General features: G+C 62.1%; 16 protein-coding genes. 1 reads left to right on the top strand and 15 read right to left on the bottom strand.

The window, feature by feature from the left end; all coding sequences use genetic code 11:
• Positions 1-359: 359 nt before the first annotated feature.
• From gspM to HNP47_RS08235, 13 genes are all read right to left on the bottom strand, one after another.
• Positions 360-875: a type II secretion system protein GspM gene (gene gspM, locus HNP47_RS08175; protein ID WP_184279157.1), complete on the bottom strand. Its 516-nt coding sequence runs from the start codon at positions 873-875 to the stop codon at positions 360-362.
• Positions 872-1879 carry a type II secretion system protein GspL gene (gspL, locus tag HNP47_RS08180; RefSeq protein WP_184279158.1) on the bottom strand — a complete coding sequence of 336 codons (1008 nt, stop codon included), beginning with the start codon at positions 1877-1879 and terminating at the stop codon, positions 872-874. Before gspL ends, gspM begins: the two co-directional genes overlap by 4 nt.
• Positions 1880-1962: 83 nt before the next feature.
• Positions 1963-2919 (bottom strand): type II secretion system minor pseudopilin GspK, encoded by a 957-nt coding sequence (gene gspK / locus HNP47_RS08185; RefSeq protein ID WP_184279159.1) that lies wholly within the window; start codon positions 2917-2919, stop codon positions 1963-1965.
• Between the two features lie 41 nt (positions 2920-2960).
• On the bottom strand, positions 2961-3557 hold the full coding sequence (gspJ, locus tag HNP47_RS08190) for a type II secretion system minor pseudopilin GspJ (RefSeq protein ID WP_184279160.1): 597 nt from the start codon (positions 3555-3557) through the stop codon (positions 2961-2963).
• Positions 3554-3922 (bottom strand): type II secretion system minor pseudopilin GspI, encoded by a 369-nt coding sequence (gspI, locus tag HNP47_RS08195; RefSeq protein ID WP_165116532.1) that lies wholly within the window; start codon positions 3920-3922, stop codon positions 3554-3556. Before gspI ends, gspJ begins: the two co-directional genes overlap by 4 nt.
• Positions 3915-4451 carry a GspH/FimT family pseudopilin gene (locus HNP47_RS08200; RefSeq protein WP_311770055.1) on the bottom strand — a complete coding sequence of 179 codons (537 nt, stop codon included), beginning with the start codon at positions 4449-4451 and terminating at the stop codon, positions 3915-3917. Before HNP47_RS08200 ends, gspI begins: the two co-directional genes overlap by 8 nt.
• Complete coding sequence (gspG, locus tag HNP47_RS08205) at positions 4360-4812, bottom strand: type II secretion system major pseudopilin GspG (RefSeq protein ID WP_165118651.1); 453 nt, start codon at positions 4810-4812, stop codon at positions 4360-4362. Before gspG ends, HNP47_RS08200 begins: the two co-directional genes overlap by 92 nt.
• 13 nt (positions 4813-4825) lie before the next feature.
• Positions 4826-6043 carry a type II secretion system inner membrane protein GspF gene (gene gspF / locus HNP47_RS08210; RefSeq protein WP_184279161.1) on the bottom strand — a complete coding sequence of 406 codons (1218 nt, stop codon included), beginning with the start codon at positions 6041-6043 and terminating at the stop codon, positions 4826-4828.
• Complete coding sequence (gene gspE / locus HNP47_RS08215) at positions 6043-7596, bottom strand: type II secretion system ATPase GspE (protein WP_184279162.1); 1554 nt, start codon at positions 7594-7596, stop codon at positions 6043-6045. The genes gspF and gspE overlap by 1 nt, the downstream gene beginning before the upstream one ends.
• Positions 7593-9710 carry a type II secretion system secretin GspD gene (gspD, locus tag HNP47_RS08220; RefSeq protein ID WP_184279163.1) on the bottom strand — a complete coding sequence of 706 codons (2118 nt, stop codon included), beginning with the start codon at positions 9708-9710 and terminating at the stop codon, positions 7593-7595. Before gspD ends, gspE begins: the two co-directional genes overlap by 4 nt.
• Complete coding sequence (locus tag HNP47_RS08225) at positions 9707-10462, bottom strand: type II secretion system protein N (RefSeq protein WP_260394744.1); 756 nt, start codon at positions 10460-10462, stop codon at positions 9707-9709. Before HNP47_RS08225 ends, gspD begins: the two co-directional genes overlap by 4 nt.
• 285 nt (positions 10463-10747) lie before the next feature.
• Positions 10748-13396 carry a TonB-dependent receptor domain-containing protein gene (locus HNP47_RS08230; protein ID WP_184279165.1) on the bottom strand — a complete coding sequence of 883 codons (2649 nt, stop codon included), beginning with the start codon at positions 13394-13396 and terminating at the stop codon, positions 10748-10750.
• A gap of 82 nt (positions 13397-13478) precedes the next feature.
• Positions 13479-14996 carry a hypothetical protein gene (locus HNP47_RS08235; protein WP_184279166.1) on the bottom strand — a complete coding sequence of 506 codons (1518 nt, stop codon included), beginning with the start codon at positions 14994-14996 and terminating at the stop codon, positions 13479-13481.
• 736 nt (positions 14997-15732) lie between these two features.
• On the opposite strand from HNP47_RS08235, the gene HNP47_RS16580 reads away from it, so the two are divergent.
• Complete coding sequence (locus HNP47_RS16580) at positions 15733-16167, top strand: recombinase family protein (RefSeq protein ID WP_409360156.1); 435 nt, start codon at positions 15733-15735, stop codon at positions 16165-16167.
• A gap of 114 nt (positions 16168-16281) precedes the next feature.
• Here the strand turns inward: HNP47_RS16580 and arsH are convergent, their stop codons facing one another.
• Positions 16282-17028 carry an arsenical resistance protein ArsH gene (gene arsH, locus HNP47_RS08245; protein WP_184279168.1) on the bottom strand — a complete coding sequence of 249 codons (747 nt, stop codon included), beginning with the start codon at positions 17026-17028 and terminating at the stop codon, positions 16282-16284.
• Entirely contained in the window at positions 17025-17450 is a 426-nt protein-coding gene (gene arsC, locus HNP47_RS08250) for an arsenate reductase (glutaredoxin) (protein ID WP_184279169.1), read from the bottom strand. Before arsC ends, arsH begins: the two co-directional genes overlap by 4 nt.

The raw sequence follows: 17450 nt of genomic DNA on the forward strand, positions 1-17450 counted from the left end.
TTGCTCTTCCGTGAACCTTGATCGCTTCATTCTGTCCGTCCTTCGTTGGGCGGACTCTAGCTATTCCTGGAGGAGTTTCAGGGGGTCACGTCAACAGCAGCAGCTATTCAAATCTCAAGCTTCAGCCCAGCGTTTCCTTACTGCCCCCGTAGCGATCTACAACACCGTCTACACCAGAGACATCTCGTCAGCCGACCAACTCTCCGCCGTTTCACGCAGAGGCGGATGCGGCCTGGGCGGTTGCTGCCTGAGATGGCGTCAGGTGGGGCAAGTTACGGCCAACGGCGCTTAACCTGACAGCACTTGGCGGACCTATTCTCCGCAGCTCTTTTAACGCAAGAGTTAAGCTTTCTTCGAATTTAGCGCGATTTCTCAAGATCGTTTCGCGTAGGAGACGGCGCAATTCCGCCATCGACTTGTAAGGTTGCGTCCGAATTCTCGACCACTGCCAAGCGCGACACTTCGAGCCCATGCTCGTCCTTCAGCGCTGTAAGCCAAGGAAAAATCTGCGCGCTGGTCGTGGAGTCCACTCTGAATCCCAGGCCGCCCGAGGGGTCCATTCCGGTCGTCACGATGAGCCCGGCAACTTCTGCGCTTTGTCGGACCACAGGCTCGATGTCGGCCGAAGACCCGCGTGAGCCTTCCCGACCCGGATCGCGCGACAGTCGTCTCGCGCCAGCGTCAACCTTAAGCAGAATCATGCGCGCCTCGTCACGCCGCTCCGCCGCAGCTTCGCGCCAGGACCAGATTGGGCGCACGACAAGCAACCAAATCAAAACTGCAGCGATCAGAAGCACCATGACAGCCAGCATCTGCCGCTCACGGTCCGTACGAGACCACCACCAGCGCGTGGCTGGATCAAACACGGCGCTCATATCGCAGTTCCTATCTGGACTTCGCTGACGACGCGGCCCGCATCATCGACCGTGCTTTGGTCGCTCATCACAAGGCCGGCGCTCGCAACTGCCCGCTTCAACGTATCGAGGTCTTCGTACGCAGGATAGCTCACGGTGGCTCGCACACCCCCTTCGGGATCGGCGGTAAAACTGTCGAGTTCAGCGCCGTCGACAGCCTCTACAGCTGCAAAGAGAGCCGCCGCAACGCCGGTTATTCCGCCTGGAGGCGATGACATGAGGCGACGCTCCAGAGCCGCCCTGGGGTCGGACGACGCCGCGAGATCAGGTTCCGTGCGCATCAGTGTCGCACGGGTCTGATCCTGCATTCGCTTCGCCATCAGGTCATCACGCGCCGCCATGGCCAAGGTCAGGATCAGCGGCGTCAACACCAGGACGCCTGCAAGCGCCGCAACCCGCCTCCAACCGCCACCCACCGAAGCGCTGCGGCGTTCAATCAGATTGACGATAGGCCGCACCGACGCCTGGATCGTCAGCCGTTCGACCTCTTCATGAACGTTCGGAACGACAAGCCGGCGCCCCTCGGTAAGGAGTTCGACCATATCGGGTTGAACCGTTGCGGCCAGGCCCTGACCACGCAGCGCCACATTGGGCGGGAACGACACCGCCACGACCTCCTCATCCGATAGCGGCGCGGGAACGGCGAGCATGTCCGGCAACAGCACGTCGGCGGTGACACCGAGCGCATCGCAATAGTCCAGCCAAACCCGGCGCAAGGCCGGGTCGAACACGACGGCCATCTGGGCCTCGCCCTGAACGGCTTCGCCTAGAGCGACCTCAAGGCTTTCTGGCGGCGACCCGAGTTGGTCCCGTAAAGCCCAAAGGACTGCTGCGCGTTTCTGGACGTCGCTCCCAGCCGGCACAACCGCCCAACGGACCAGGACATCGGCGCCCGGCGCAATGACGACCGTTCGCATGGCCAAGGGCTTCTCGACCGGATCGACCGTCATCAGGCCGCGCTGCAAGACCGCGCCGTCCGGCGCAACGATCATAAACGGAGCCGGTTCGGACGCCAGGGCCGGGATCAGGATTAGGCGCGTATTGGAACTCATTCGTCGAGGGTCCAGCGTTGGATGACGGTTTTGGCCCCGCCCTCGGGGGGGGCGTATAGAAGGGCGGTGCGCACGGCGCGAGAGCCGCCGTAGTCGACATCGACCCGCAGATCGAAATAGCGTGTGAGAAGGCTCGTCTGTTCACGCGCTTGCGGAGAGGCCGCAGAGCCGAGAAGCGCAGGCTGGCTCCAGAAGGCGTCGACGCTTGGCCAGCCGCTCCGGGGCCGCGCCTCGATCGCGGCGCGCGCTGCCGTAAGGCTGAGCTTGCCGTCCAACACCATCACCAGCAAGGGCGCCGCCTCCGGCTGCAGCGTGTTGACGTTGAGCACACTGGGCCGAGCAACCGGCAGAGCGCAGACGAAAGGTCGCAGACGGCGATAAGTTTCGGCGTCGAACCCGCGGATCGCGCGAAGTTCGCTGACCTCGGCCAGCATCACGCCGCCCGTTCGATAAGGGACGGCCGAACCGGCGTATGCGCCGTCCTCTGCGCCCGCCGCTCGTGTCGCCGGATCGACGTCCAGCCAGTCCACCAGACCGTCCGCAGCGGCGAGCGCCGACCCTTCCGTCAAACCCAGGCTTCGTCCGAGGGCGATGAACTGCGCGATCCCGGCAGGGCTCGCCGTGAGATCCTCCCCCTGACCCTCAACCACGCTGTTAAGATTGAAACAGTTCTGACCGTCGCGCACGACAGCACTCAGATTTCCACCATCGATCGGAAAGCTCAGGAGGCGACCGTTCCATTCAGGCTCCAACGGCGTCCTGGTCGGCCCTGCCGCGATGAGTTGCTCAATCTGACGCAATGCGAGCAACTCGGCGCCGTCCGCATACAGCTGGGCTTGGGCTTGGCCCTCGGCGTTTGAGGCGCGCCTGACCGAAAAACGCACGTCATCTAGGACGGCGACAGCCACGACCGACATCACCGCCACCAGCAGCAGCACGGTGAGCAAGGCCATGCCTTCGCGACGTCCTGGCGCCTTGGTTACACCTCGTGAGCTCATCGACCGCCCACCAGAAACAGCTGCTCGACCTCGCCCAGACCCTTCAGCGTCATCACCAGACGCACCGCGTCCGGCATCGGCTTGTCTGCACTGGAGATAAAGGCCGGCGCCTCGACCCCGTCCCTGATGAAGCTGATCTTGAGAGCCGATACGCCGCGATACAGCACCTGAGCCGATCCGGCGCGCGAGCCGTCTAGGCGCGGCGCAACCCTGCGCTCCAAGCGGTCGTCGACAAGGCTGTATTCGACCCGTTGAAGCGAGGCGCGCGGCTGTTCGCCAGGATTGGACCAGCCCGCTCTCACCAGGATCAGGACCGGGGCCCCCGGCCCCGTTGCACCGACGATGGGCTGTTGTTGCGGTCGCCCCGTCGTGCCCCGCGTGCGACGGGCGGCGGCCTGGCCGATATCCGATCTCAGAAGCGCCCGCATACGCTGCAGGTCGCCTGTACGGTCCGTTTCAGTTTTGATAGCGAAACGGTTGTCGATGGTCTGTGTCAGCACCGTCGCCCCTGCTGCGGCGATCAACGCGAAAATCAGCAGCGAGATCATGACTTCGACCAGACTGAAACCGGCCCGTTCTGAAGTCCGCCTCATGAGGCCCGCGCGCGCAAGGCCGTGCGGTCCGCTGCCTGGCCTTCATCACTTGCAACGCGTACCTCGACCCGCTGCAGATCTGCGACATCGGTCGGCGTCACGGTCCGTGTCCAAGTCCAGTCGCGGCCGGCCAGATGGGTGCGTCCGTTAGATACGCCATCGCTGAGCGAAGGCGCGATCAACGCCTCAATAACCAAGTTGTCCGCCACAACGCCGCCGAGAGTTCGGCTTTCGACCCTCGCCGCCGAGCGCGTGTTCTCCCCCGCCAGGTTCAACAGAGCCATGGCGGACAGCCCGAAGACCGCCAGTGCGACCAGCATCTCGACCAGGGTGAAACCACCACGCAGGGCATGTCGATCAGTCATCAATACTGACCTCGCCGGCGCCGTCCACGATCACGACGCGCTGTCGGCCCTCGCGTCTGAGCGTCAGTCGATAGGGCTCCGCCACGCCTGTCGGATCGAAGACGATCCTCAATGTATTCTGGCCCGGCTCAGCGATGGTGCCCGTTTCCCAAGATACCGATTTGAACGGACCCTCTTGGAGCCGCGTCCATTCCCGACCATCGAAGGATTGGAATCCATAGCCTGACGTCGTCGTCTCTACGGCGATCGGTCGGTTAGTGAGCACGGCCTCGTCGCGCGCGCTCATCAGCCGCGCGGCATAGCGCTCGGCTTCTGCGCTGACGGCGGGCCTTGGATCGGGCGCCACCATCACGACGGCGGCGCCGGCCATCGCGATGATGGCGACCGTCATCATCAGCTCGACCAGGGTGAAGCCACCGCGCGACCTGCGACCTGGTCTAGCTCTGCCAGTTGCCAAGGTCCGCATCCTCACCCTCGCCGCCCTCCTTGCCGTCCGCGCCCCAGGAGAAGACGTCAAATTGACCGCCATGCGTGCTGGGGCGGCGATACTGATAGTCGCGGCCCCAGGGATCCTTCGGCAGGCGGCGTACATAGCCGCCTTGTCGGTAGCGGTCGGGCTGCGACAAGCCTTGGGGCGCTGTCACGAGGGCCTGCAGGCCCTGGGCGTTATCCGGGAAGGTGAGGTTGTCGAGCCGATAGGTTTCGATCGCCTGTTCCAGCGTCGAGATATCGGCTTTGGCCTTTCCAACCATGGCCTTGCCTTGGGCCGGCAGGACATTGATGGCGACAACTGTCGCCAAAAGACCGATGATCACGATCACCACCATCAGCTCCACTAGGGTGAAACCGGCGCGTCGGCGGCGTTGCGCCTGTTTTTGGTCCTGGGTCATATCAAGCAACTCCTCACCCCATCGCCAGGGTATTGATCTGAAGAATGGGCAGCAGGATCGACAACACGATCAAACAGACGATCCCGCCCATGACGACGATGATCGCCGGCTCCAGCAGGCTCAGCATCACGGCCGTGAACGTCGCGAATTCGCGCTCGAGATAGTCGGCGGCGCGGTCCAGCATCGGCTCCAGACGCCCGCTGCTCTCGCCGGAGGCTGTCATGTAAACAAGAATGGGCGGAAAAACGTCGGCTCGGCGCATAGCGCTAGACAGACCGCCGCCCTCACGCACCGTATCCGCCATCGTTTCGGTCGCCCGCCTCAGCGCCCGGTTGGAAACGGTGCGGGCGGTAATGGTCAGACCCTCCAAAACCGGAAGCCCAGCGGCGATCATCGTCGACAGTGTCCGCGCCATCTTTGCGCCATGCAGATCGCGGGTCAGTCGCCCCACCAGGGGCAAGCGTAGTTGAAGGCTGTCGATCGTCAGTCGGAAGGACGGGTTCCGCCATAGCGCCGCAACACCGAGCGCCCCGATGGCGATCACGAGCGCCAAGAGCCAGCTCCAGTTCTGCATCAGTTCCGATACCCCGATAACCAGGCGCGTCAGCAGCGGCAGGGTCTGACCCATGCTGTCGAACTGATCGACGACCTTCGGAACGACGAAGGTCATCAGGGCCCCGATGACGCCCAGCGCGACGACGGCCAATACGAGAGGATAGACCAGGGCCGTAATCACCTTCCCCCGAACCTGTTCATCCATTTCGAGCCTGTCGGCTAGACGCTCAAGGATCGACTGAAGCGCGCCGGACGTCTCGCCCGCCGAAACCATCGCGCGATAGAGCGGCGGAAAGGCCCTGGGTTCTAGGGCCATCGCATCCGACAGACGCCGCCCGCTCATCACTCCGCCGTGCACGGTCTCCAGGATCATTCGCACCATGGGCCGATCCGCCTGAAGCGCGATCGTGCGCAAGGCTTCTTCGATGGGCGCGACCGAAACCAGGGTCGCCAGTTGCCGTGTCGTCAGCGCGAGGGCTTTGGAACTTAATCGCCCGGGCTTGCCGGAAGGCGCGCGTTCGACGCGGGACGATGCGCTGGTCGAAGGCGTGATGTTCAGGGGAACAAGTCGCTTTCGATCCAAGGCCTTTCGGACAGCGGCATCGTCCGTCGCCGCCACAGCGCCCGTGACGGTTCGGCCCGCCGTGTCGACAGCCACGTAGTCGAATAAGGCCATCAGGCCGCGACTCCTTGTGGCGACGCTGGAATCTCAAGGTGTGCGGCGTCCTGCGGGGTTTCCTGCCGGGCGACACGGACGGCTTCCTCGACAGAAGTGACGCCGGCGACGACAAGTTCACGGGCGCTCTGGCTCAAGGTGCGCCCTCCCCCGTCCGTCGCCGCGAACGCGACCGCGGCGATCGCCTCTTCTCCAGCCTCGGAGGCGATCAAACGCCGGACGCGATCGTCCACGCGGATCAGCTCGTAGAGACCTGTGCGTCCGACATAGCCCGTTTGGTTGCAACGCGCGCAGCCATGCGGTCGCCACACCGTCTGGCCGACGGCGACTCCCGCTAGTTTGGCGGTTGCGACATCTGCTGGTTCCGGACGTCGACACTCGTCGCACAGTCGTCGCACCAGCCGTTGGGCGACGATCAGCCGAAGAGTCGAGGCCAATAGGAAGGGTTCCACGCCCATGTCGCGCAGGCGCGTGATGGCGCCCGCCGCGTCGTTCGTATGGACGGTTGTCAGGACAAGGTGTCCCGTCAACGCCGCCTGAACGGCGATGCTGGCCGTCTCGGCGTCCCGAATTTCACCCACCATGACCACGTCCGGATCTTGGCGCAGGATGGCGCGAAGTCCGGCGGCGAAAGTCATCCCCACCTTGGTGTTGACTTGGGTTTGGCCCACGCCGTCGATCGCATATTCGACCGGATCCTCCACGGTCAGAATGTTGCGGGTCGCATCATTGAGCAGGGAAAGACCCGCATAGAGGCTGGTCGTTTTGCCCGATCCCGTGGGTCCGGTCACCAATATGATGCCATTGGGCTCAGTCAGCGCCGCCCGAAAAGCCTCAAGCACTGGCGGATCCATGCCGAGTCGATTCAGATCCAGATCGGCCTGCGCCTTATCGAGAATGCGCAGCACGACACGTTCTCCGCCCCTTGAAGGCAGTGTCGAGACACGAACGTCCAAGGTCTTGCCCCCTAGGGCGAGCGGAATCCTTCCATCCTGCGGCACGCGTTTTTCGGCGATGTCCAAACGCGCCATGACCTTGATGCGCGATACCAGAAGCGGCGTGATCCGCGGGTTTAGACTGAGAGCCCCGCGCAGCACGCCGTCCACCCTCATCCGGATCGTCAGCGCGTTTTCAAACGGCTCCAGATGGATGTCGGAGGCTCCCGCCCGGACCGCCTCGGCGATCACGCCGTTGATCAGCCGGATCACGGGGGCGTCGTCGGCGGTGTCCAGAAGATCGGCGGCGGCCGGCATGTCGTCGATCAGACTATCCAGACCGCCGGGCATGCCGCCGCCCGGCAGACCCAGATCATCGCCGTCGCCGGTCACTAATGGGTCGCCCGCATAGATCTGCGACAGATAACGATCGAACGTCGCCTGATCCATGTGTTCAATCTTGAGCGGACGCCCGAGCACACGGCGAGCCTCGATGAGACACGCCGGGTCGGCCCCTTCCCTCAAGCCCACCGAGGCGACTTCGCCGGCCTCGAGCAGGACCACGCCGCTGCGCTTGGCGAAACCATAAGGCAGCGTCGGATTGATCCGCGTAATCATGGGCGACCGCCAGGGGGCGGAGCGCCATCCGCGACAGGTTGCAGGGGCGCCCCTGCAACCGATGCGACAGGGGCGGCGCCGACTGGAAGCTGTTCAGGCGGCGTTGCGCGCATATACTCACGCAACATTTCGTCCAGGCTGGGCTCAACACCTGGCGTGGCGTTCATTTGCTGCCGGCGCATATAACCCCAACGATCAGCGGCCAGCCTTTGGGCGTCCGCCTCCGACCTCACGATCGTCGGACGGATGAAGATCATCAGGTTGGTTCGGCCTCGCTGACGGCTGGAGGACCGGAACAGAGCTCCGATGCCGGGCAGGTCGCCTAGCCCCGGGACCTTGTCGATCGACAGCCTGTCATTCTGGTCGAGCAGGCCGCCGGCGACCGCAATCGCCCCGTCATCGACGACCATGGTGTTCTCCAACTCTCGCTTGTTGAGGACGAGATCGGACGAAGAATTCGTCAGGACGCCATTGATGCTCGACACCTCTTGACGCACGTGGAGTGTGATCGAGCCGCCTGCATTGATCTGAGGTCGAACGGTCAACTTAACGCCGATGTCCTGGCGCTGAGTCGTTCGGAAGGGATTGGAGTTGCCGTCGAGCAGCGTCTCCCCCGTCGTGATCGGCACCTCCTGTCCCACCAGGATTGTGGCCTCCTCATTGTCGAGGGTCATCAGCGACGGCGTCTGCAGCAGGTTGGAGCCTTCGTCAGTCTTCGCCGCATTGATGATAAAGCCGAACAGGCCGTCGCCGATGCGGCCGCCACCGCCGCCGACAAAACCGTTCGCACCCAGCAGACTGTTAAGCGCCAACCTCTGTAGCTGATCACGGACGGTCGCATCCTTAGGATCGTCCAATTGACCGGCGACCGCGCCGCCTGCGATCGGCGCCAGAGGGGTCGACCGATTGGGATAGTTTGTCAGCCCTGCGGGATTGCCGTCTTCCCCCGCTAATACCCATTGCACGCCAAGCTCGCGGACCGCCGTATCGCTCAGTTCCACAACAATCGCCTCAATCAACACTTGCTGGCGACGAGCGTCGAGCTGGCGGATCACTTCGGCGAGCATCCGTTGCGTATCTGCTGAGGCCGAAATCACCAGGGCATTTGCACCGGGGAAACGCGCGATCGTGGCTTTTTGACCAGGCAATACGGTGGTCGGCGCCGATGCTGTCGTGTCCACAGCCGCCGCCTGATTGACTCCGCCCGACCGGGCCTGGCTTGCAGGCGCGGCATTGGCGCTGGCTGCCGTGACTTGCTGACCCACGATCTGCTGAAGGACGGGCAGAAGCTGTTCTGCGTTGGCGTGTTCGAGGAAGACCACCTTGACGTCGTCCGCCGATTGGGCGCGCCGGTCCAGGTCTTCGATCAGCGGGCGAACGCGCGCGACGGCTGCAGGATCTCCGCGCAGGATAACGGAGTTGGAGCTCTCGACCGGCGTCACGGACACCATGCCTTGTCCGGGCTGTCCGCCCGGCGGTGCAAGAACCGTCTGAAGGACGGCCGCAATCTCACGCGCCGAGGAGTTCTGCAGCGTCAAGACATCGAATGTCCCACGATCCACGTCGATGCGGCCAATCAGGGCGCGAATACGCGTCAGATTGTCGGCAAAGTCCGCAACGACCACGCTGTTGCCGGCGGGGTTCGGCAAGACCTGTCCCTGGGCCCCCACCAATGGTCGAATGGTTTCCGCCGCCGAGGCAGCGTCGATGTTGCGAAGTTGGAATACCTCGGTCGAGAACCGCTCGGTTCCGACGGTCGACGGGCCTTGCGCCGCACCGGCCGCTGGACTGATGCGGTATGCGCCTGACCCTGTCGGCGTCACGACCAGACCGTTGGCGCGCAGCGTCGACAGGAAGACTTCGAACAGCTCGGCGCGACTTAGTGGCTTGTCACTGGTCACCGTGACGGTCCCCGTCACCGCGGGGTCGACGATAAAGGTCCGCCCGGTCATTCGGGCGACATCTTGAATGAACGCGCGGATGTCTGCGCCTTGAACGTTCAAGGTCTGCCGGCTGGCGGATTGGGCGATGGCGGGCGAGGCTGCGATCGGCCCCTGTACAAGCAATATCGCCGACAAAACGCCGACAAGAAGGTTGGAACTGCGTCGGTTCACCGAGTTGTCCTTATGGTGGTCGTCTGCACTTGGCCGGCTCGCTCGAAACGGACTTCGGCATTTGCGCTATTGGCGAGCTGGCCCCGGAGGGCGGCGATCCGGTCGAGGCCGGTCAGTTCATTGCCGTTGACGGACAAAATCACGTCCCCGGCCTGGAGACCCGCTGCGGCCAGCTGATCGCCGGAGCCCGAGACCGTGAAGCCCTTGATCGCCATTCCCTGCATTCGGGGACGCAGCGAGGCCTGGGCCATCAGTCTAGACGGATCAACGACAGCGACGGGGGCAGAGGGTGCGGAAGCAGGCGCTACAGGACCGACCACCTGTTCGCCGGACGGCGGCGGAGGCGGAGGCGGCGCCCCAACGGGCACTTCAGAGAAGATCAGGCGGCTGACAGACTGCCCCCTCGCCAGGGTCACATAGTCCTGGCCGACTTCCTTGAGCACCAAACCGGGTTCGACTTCCTCGCCAACCCCTACGGAAATCTGCCGGCCATCAGCCAGGCCGATAATCGCGGATCCGTCACCTACGCCGCCACTGCGCACGCCGAACAGGCGAAGCTGCGTCGCGTCAGCGTTCGTCACATCAGCCAAGCTGCTTACATCGCCTGTGCGGAAAAAGGCGTCGAAGCGTTGAAATATGCTGGTGTCGGCAGGCTTGATCGTCGGCTGCGGCAGCGGGGCCATGGATGGCGCGCGGGGATCGACCACGATCCACACCAAACGCCCAGCTTGAACTAAAAGCAAGGCGACCAAGACAGCCTCAGCGGCCAATCGTAGACGCGAGCCGCGGTTAAGACCGCGCGCAGACTGCGCAGTCGCGGATGTCCACTGGCGAAGTTTAGAGATCACGTTTGCACGCCCGACACATGCCGTCGCGTCCGATGCGCGCGGCAAGTTCACGCTCGTAGACCAATCGGCGAAAGGCGGCTTCACTGGTATGCGACATCCGCGAGAAGGTCGTGCGACACTTGCGACGACTGCGGATGGATTGTCGTAAAAACGTCAGGGGTCGCTGGACCGACCCCTGACGCCCTATTCCTAGAAACGCGCCGTCAGGCTGACCGAAGCGCTGGATCCGAGATCGTAGTTGTTGATACGGATCTTGCGGCCCTGTTCCTGATATTCGTCGTAGTCGGTGCCGAGGAGATTGCGCAGCTCAATAGCAAATCCGAGATCCTGACCGATCACGCTGAAGTCCTTGCGGTACACCAGATCGAGAAACACGCCGGGATCCTGAATCAAGTCCGGCTCGCCGGGACGACCACGCGCCGAGGTCCTCTTGGAGACGTAGTTCACGATGATCGTGGCTTGCGACCTCGCCGTATCGTCTTCCCAGCCAAACTGCAGGTTCGCGACATGGTCCGACTGGCCTTGAAGGCGGCTGCCGTCAATGACGTAGAAGGAAGCCGGCTGAGCGACGCCGAGGCTGGACTGAGTCGTGACGGTATCCCCGTCTTCGACCTTCACCTCAGAGTTGGAATAGGTGTAGTTGCCGGAAACAAGCCAGCGCTTGCTGGAAATGAAGGACAGGCCGTTGTCCGGGAACTCCCAGAACTTCTTCGCCTCCAGTTCGACCCCCTTAACGATCGCCTTCGGGGCGTTGATGAAGGTCTGGGATATGCTGGCGCCCTGATCGACGACGCTGGATTCAACCGGCTTGTCCAAATCCTTGTAGAAGAGCCCGAACGTCACATACTGGTTGCGAGCGAAATACCATTCGTATCGCGCGTCCAGGTTCAGGAACTCGGTGTTCACCAAATACGGGTTCCCGATGAAGGTCCTGTCGCTCTCTACGTCGGTGTATTGCTGCGGCGCCAGTTCGCGGAACTGAGGCCGCCCGATGGTCTTAGACGCACCGAACCGCAACTGCATGTCTTCGGCGAAGTTCCAGGTCACGGTCGCCGCCGGCAACACATAGCTTTCGTTGATTTCAGTCGGAAGAAAGCCGGTCGCCCCACCGAAGAGGTCAAACGGATTGACGCTTTGCTTGCCGTCTTCGAACCGGACGCCGAAGTTTAGGTTGACCAGAGGTATGACCTCGGCCTCGACCTGACCGTAGACGGCGTTGACACGCAGTTTCGCATCATATGCCGAAGCGCCGTTCGAACCCGTGATTTCTTCCAGCTGAAGCGTCGACCCGATGTTGAAATCAGAAAACAGGTAATCGACGCGCGAAAGCTGTTGTTCCGGGGTCAAGCCGTTGGGGGCGATGAAGTGAAGCAGGCGCTGCTGCGACGAACGGTCATTGTCGCTGCTCGCCACGCCCAAGGTGAACTTGGCTTCACGCGCATCCGAAAGCGGCAGAGTATAGCTGACGTCCGCGCCGCCCGAGATGATGGTGTCGTCCAGGTTGCTGAACGAAATACGGTTGGTCTGGATGTTGTGGATAATATCGCCAGTTGCGTTCTTGCCGTAGCCGAACTGGGTCTCATATGGCGCATCACGCGAGGTCTTCGCATAGGCCGCACGCCAGGTTAAATCCCAGGCGCCTAGCGTGTGATCGCCGGACAACTGCGTGGTGAACAGCTGACGGGCGAACCATTCGGTGTAGTCGGTACGGCGATAGGCGCCGCCGCCCAAGTCGTCAAATCCAGCGACCGAGCGGGCTTCCTTGGTCGTGTTTCGGACGTAGAAGTTGGTCCACTTAATCTCGTTGTCGTCGTTGGCGAGGCTAAGCGAGCCGAACAGATTGAGACCGATATTGTTCTCGTTGGAGCGGAACACGTAGTCGTCGGCCAGCACTAGCTGACCGCTGTCGATACGACCGGATTGTCGCACTCCCTGGCGACCCTTCCAGCTGTTGTCATAGCCCGCGACGAAAGCGGCGCCCAGCGTCCCCCACGGGGTCTGCATGGCGTTGCCGCCCGTCAGGCTGAAGCCAAGATTCGCAGGTGTCTGCTCTTTCTGGAGAAGTCGCAGCGGAGCGTTCTCGAGCGACTGACCAAGGGTCCGAAGCTGGGCAGCCGTGTAGTTTGGCCCGACCTGAATCCGATTCCCCGATTGGAACGCGAGGTCGATGCCGCCGGGCAGACTGCGGGTGCCGTCGTCGAAGCCGGTGAAGTCCGTGCGCGATCCGAAATAGATCAGGTTGTTTCGGCCGGTGAACTCCGTATCCGCGCCTACAGACGCCTTCATCGTGAAGAAGGCTTCGGTCGGCGCTGAAAGGGTCTGAAGATCGATGACGCCGCCGCCGAACTCACCAGGGAAGCTGGCCGAGTAGGTTTTTTGAACAGTGACGCCCTTCAGAATGTCGGACGGGAACAGGTCCAGCGGAATGACGCGTTGAAGCGGCTCGGGGCTGGGCAGAGGTGAGCCGTTAAGCAGGGCGGACGAGTAGCGCTCACCCAGACCGCGGACATACACGAACCGGCCTTCGACGACCGACAGGCCGGTCACGCGCGTCAAGGCTGCGGCGGCGGAAGAATCGCCGGTGCGTTGCAGATCTTCGGCCGTCAGGAAGGCGGCCACTTCCGGGCTGGCGCGGTTCGGCTCAGGGATGAAACGGCCAAGAACCACAATCTCATCGACGGTGGACGGCGTCTGATCGATGTCGGTTTGCGACTGAGCCGCCGGGGTCTGCTCGACCGGAGCCGAAGGGTTTTCGGTTTGTGCGAGTGCCATGCCAGGCGCGACCATCGCGCTCGTGGCTAGCAGGACCCCTGTCAGGGTCAGAGTAAGTGTCTTCATGATCTGCGCCTTGAAGGGGGTGTGACGAAAGCAGGCGAAATGGGACGGGGACCCGACTCGGTCCCCGTCCGCCTTTTCGTCATCAGCAGGTCGAACCGGCAGCCAAACCGCAGGTCCAGCCGAGGTACCAGGTGTCGGCAGCGTTTCTGACGGCGCCGATGTAGGTGACCGAGGTGAAGAACGGATACAGCGCAGGCGCATTGGCGGCCGTGACCGCTGTCTCATTGGCGCCGTTGATGAAGGTCAGACCGTTGTTCGTCATGGTCGCCCCCGCCGGGGCCGTCATGGTCGACGTGCCGGTTGCGGTGTTGTTGACGTTGGTGGCGTTAATGAACACCGCCTCCGTCGCAGCCGCGTTCACGTTGCTGTCGTTCTCATAAGGACGCGAGCACGCGAAATAGACCGAGCGGAAGATCGGCGCATTCGTCACCGTCTGCGCGTCGTCGATGTCGAGGCAAGCCGCCGCCGAGGTGGTCGGGTTGGTGAAGACCGAGTTGATGATCGACGGCGACGTGCCGGTGTTCAGTGTAATGATCGCGTCGGCCGCCACAGCGGCGTTACGTCCCACGATGGTGAAGTTCGAAACCTTCGGCTGGGCGAAGTAGGTCGTGCCCGACGGCGCGGCCGACCATTCGAAACCACGGCTGCCGTTGGTTACGGCCGTTGGCTTCTGGGTGATGATGCCGAACTGCGCGCCACCGCGCCAGCCGGTGTCGGTATCCAGACCATCATCGTCCGCGCCGTTGATGACCAGATACCTGAGGTTGACGTTGCCGCCGAAGATTTCGATGCCGTCGTCCGACGAGTTGTAGGACTGGAAGTGATCGACAGTGGTGCCCGATCCGACGCCGGCCAGTGTTAGGGCCTGCAGCTCGTTATTCGGCGAGATCTCGAAGCCCGAATAGTTGACCTGAACATAGCGAAGGCGGCCCGAGTTGTCGGCGGGGCTGTTGCCGCCATAGTTTGCGCTGGTGCCTTCGATCTGACCGACGCAGGCTGCGTTCGGCGCCGTGACGCCCACGGGGCAGACGGCAGTCGGCGCGCGACCGGCGATGACCAGGCCGCCCCACTGCCCTTGCGACGTCGGGGTCGTGGTGCCTTCGACATTCTGCCGACTCGTGAAGATGATCGGGCTGGTCGCGGTGCCTTCAGCGAAGATTTGCGAGCCGCGATTGACCAACAGATAGTCGGTTCCGCCAGAAGCGAAGACTTTGACGCCGGCCTCGATGGTCAAGATGCCTTGCGTCGAACCTGGAGTCGGGGCGGCGGCGTCAGGTCCTCGGTCAGTGCCGACTTCCGTGCGACCCGAGATCGAATAGATGGTTCCCGCGCGCAGCGGTACGGTCAGCGAGCCGAGAATCTGTTGCGGTAGTTGGCAAACCCGCAGCGTGCCGTTGGCGATCAGGCCGACATTGGCAAATCCCGTGGGGCAATCGCTCGCCGGAGTACCGTTGCCAGGAGGCGGGTTGGTCGTTCCGCCGCCGCCGCCGCTCCCGCCGCCGAAATCGCCTTCGCCCGGCGAGGCGACCTCTGCGGAGCCGCATGCAGCAAGAGCCAGAACGCAGGTTCCAGCCAAAAGGATATTGGTCAAGCGAAGCATAGAGATCCCCTAGGATTGTCCGCGGGTCACTGCGCATCGGTTTGACGCAGTCCAGCACCCCTCCTTATCGACCTATGCTTTTATTGTAATAGACTCATGACACGATGTTGACAGATTCTATTTTCCGTCTTGGTCCTGATCGTTTTAATTTGTAATCATTGCCACCATTGGCACTGTCAACCACATTACGCCTTGCCTCAATTTTCGAATATTCCGTCTACTGTGGAATCTTTTCATATTTGTCACAAGATTATTTTTAGCAGCATGTCGGTGCGACAATATTGATCAGGATCAATCGGTCGTTCCCTGTTGTAAGCTGAAAATCCACTTACCGAACGCGGCTATGATTGACCCGATAACGTTTTCTGCGACGCCAGTTCTCTTGAGATGCTGTGTGTGGTTTACATCCGACGAAAAAGATCGGTCGTTTATACCCCTTCCGCTCAAACAGGCTGCGGCTAATAATAATTTCGTTATTGTTCGAGAGTACGGTTGTTTAGACATCCCCACAGACCGAAATATAGTTCTCAAACGGGTGATAAGCGATCTCAATCGGAGCGTTATAAGCGCGATTATTGCTCCCAGTCTTTCGACCGTCGCGCGCTCGCACTCTGAACTTCAAGACTTAGCGAGCGCTATTGGCCTTGCTGGCGGGCGCCTAATTTTGACTGACGATAACCTGGATACTGATCGTTCCGGCGCTCAGGCGTTTGCGAACGTCTTGCTGGCGACTGCGATGTGGCGTGCGTCAATCAACGGCCGCGACGCCAGAAATCAACTCATCTCTTACTCTCCCGCCCCGGTTCAGCGCGTTGCGGCAGCACCATTTGGGTTTTGGTGGAGCGACGGCCGTTTAGAGCCTCACCCCCTTGAGGCACCCATCCGCCTTGAGATGTACACCCTTTTTGCATCCCTCCGGGACTTGGCCGAAGTCACGACGTCTTTGAACAGTCGAGGTCGACGACTACGCAGGAAGAAGCGCTTCACCCCTGCGGAGGTCAAACGGATGATTCAAGATCCAGTGTCTATGGGGTTGTACCGAGGGAACTGTAAACACCACCATAATGTGGATGCTCAAGCAGCTGCCAGCTCAGTTTCCGTCCATCCAATCGTCACAAAAGAACTCTGGTCGGAATGCAATAATCTCATCGATTCTATCAGCCGCGCTTAAGACCGAATAGTGTTACATCCATCCAGCTATTACACTGATTTGTTCAGAACAGGTCTTTAGTAGAGTACGTGCTGGTTCAGCTTTTAGGCGCTACAAAATTGCTGGGGAAGGCGCTCATTTTTCTGCGACCGCGATTGCTGAAAGATCCGCAGCGGCATCAACCGGTAATCCGCCAGCCTTTCGCTCGGAATAGCGGTCAACGAGCATGTGGGCATAAGGTCGGGTCAGGACCGTGAACCGCACCAGTTCCTCCATGACATCGACGATGCGGTCGTAATAGGCCGACGGCTTCATCCGGCCTGCATCGTCGAACTCCGTGAAAGCCTTGGCGACGCTGGATTGATTGGGGATGGTGATCATCCGCATCCAGCGCCCGAGCAGGCGCAGGGTGTTGACGGCGTTGAAGCTCTGGGAGCCACCAGACACCTGCATGACCGCTAGGGTGCGGCCCTGGGTGGGGCGCATGCCGACGATGTTGAGCGGCAGATGGTCGATCTGAAGTTTCATGATCCCGGATACCTGGCCGTGGCGTTCGGGGCTGCACCAGACCATGCCCTCGGACCACGAGGCGTGCTCACGCAGCTCGTGCACGGCGGGATGATCGTCGCCCGCCACCTGATCGGTCAGGGGCAGGTCGGACGGATCGAAGATGCGGGTCTCGCACCCCATGTGGCGAAGCAGGCGGGCCGCCTCCTCGACGCAGAGGCGTGAGAAGGACCGCTCACGCAGCGAGCCATAAAGCAGCAGGATGCGGGGCGGGGGATCACCGGCTTCGAGACCCAGCGCCGGCGTATTCGAAAGATAGGCCGCATCGAGCGCCGGCAGATGGCTGGCATCAGGCAGATCGCGAAGGCGGTTCATCTGCGCACACGGCGCCCGTCGGCGTCGATAACGACTTCGCCATCCTCCTTGGTGAAGGGTTTCAGTCCCTCCTGGGGCAGCAGGTCCAGCACCACCTCGGACGGGCGGCACAGTTTCACACCCAGGGGCGAGACGACGATGGGGCGGTTCATCAGGATCGGGTGGGCCGCGATGGCGTCCAGCAGCTGGTCGTCCGACAAGCTTGTGTCGCTCAGGCCGAGGTCGGCGTAAGGCGTGCCCTTTTCACGCAGGATATCGCGCACCGATCCGCCCATCCGTTCGACCAGTTGGGCCACCAGCGCGCGGCTGGGTGGGGTCTTCAGATATTCGATCACATGCGGCTCGATCCCGACGTGGCGGAGCAGGGCAAGGGTGTTGCGCGACGTGCCGCAGGCGGGGTTGTGATAGATGACGACGTCCAT

The sequence above is a fragment of the Brevundimonas vesicularis genome (genome assembly GCF_014204545.1).
Lineage (GTDB): Bacteria > Pseudomonadota > Alphaproteobacteria > Caulobacterales > Caulobacteraceae > Brevundimonas > Brevundimonas vesicularis_B.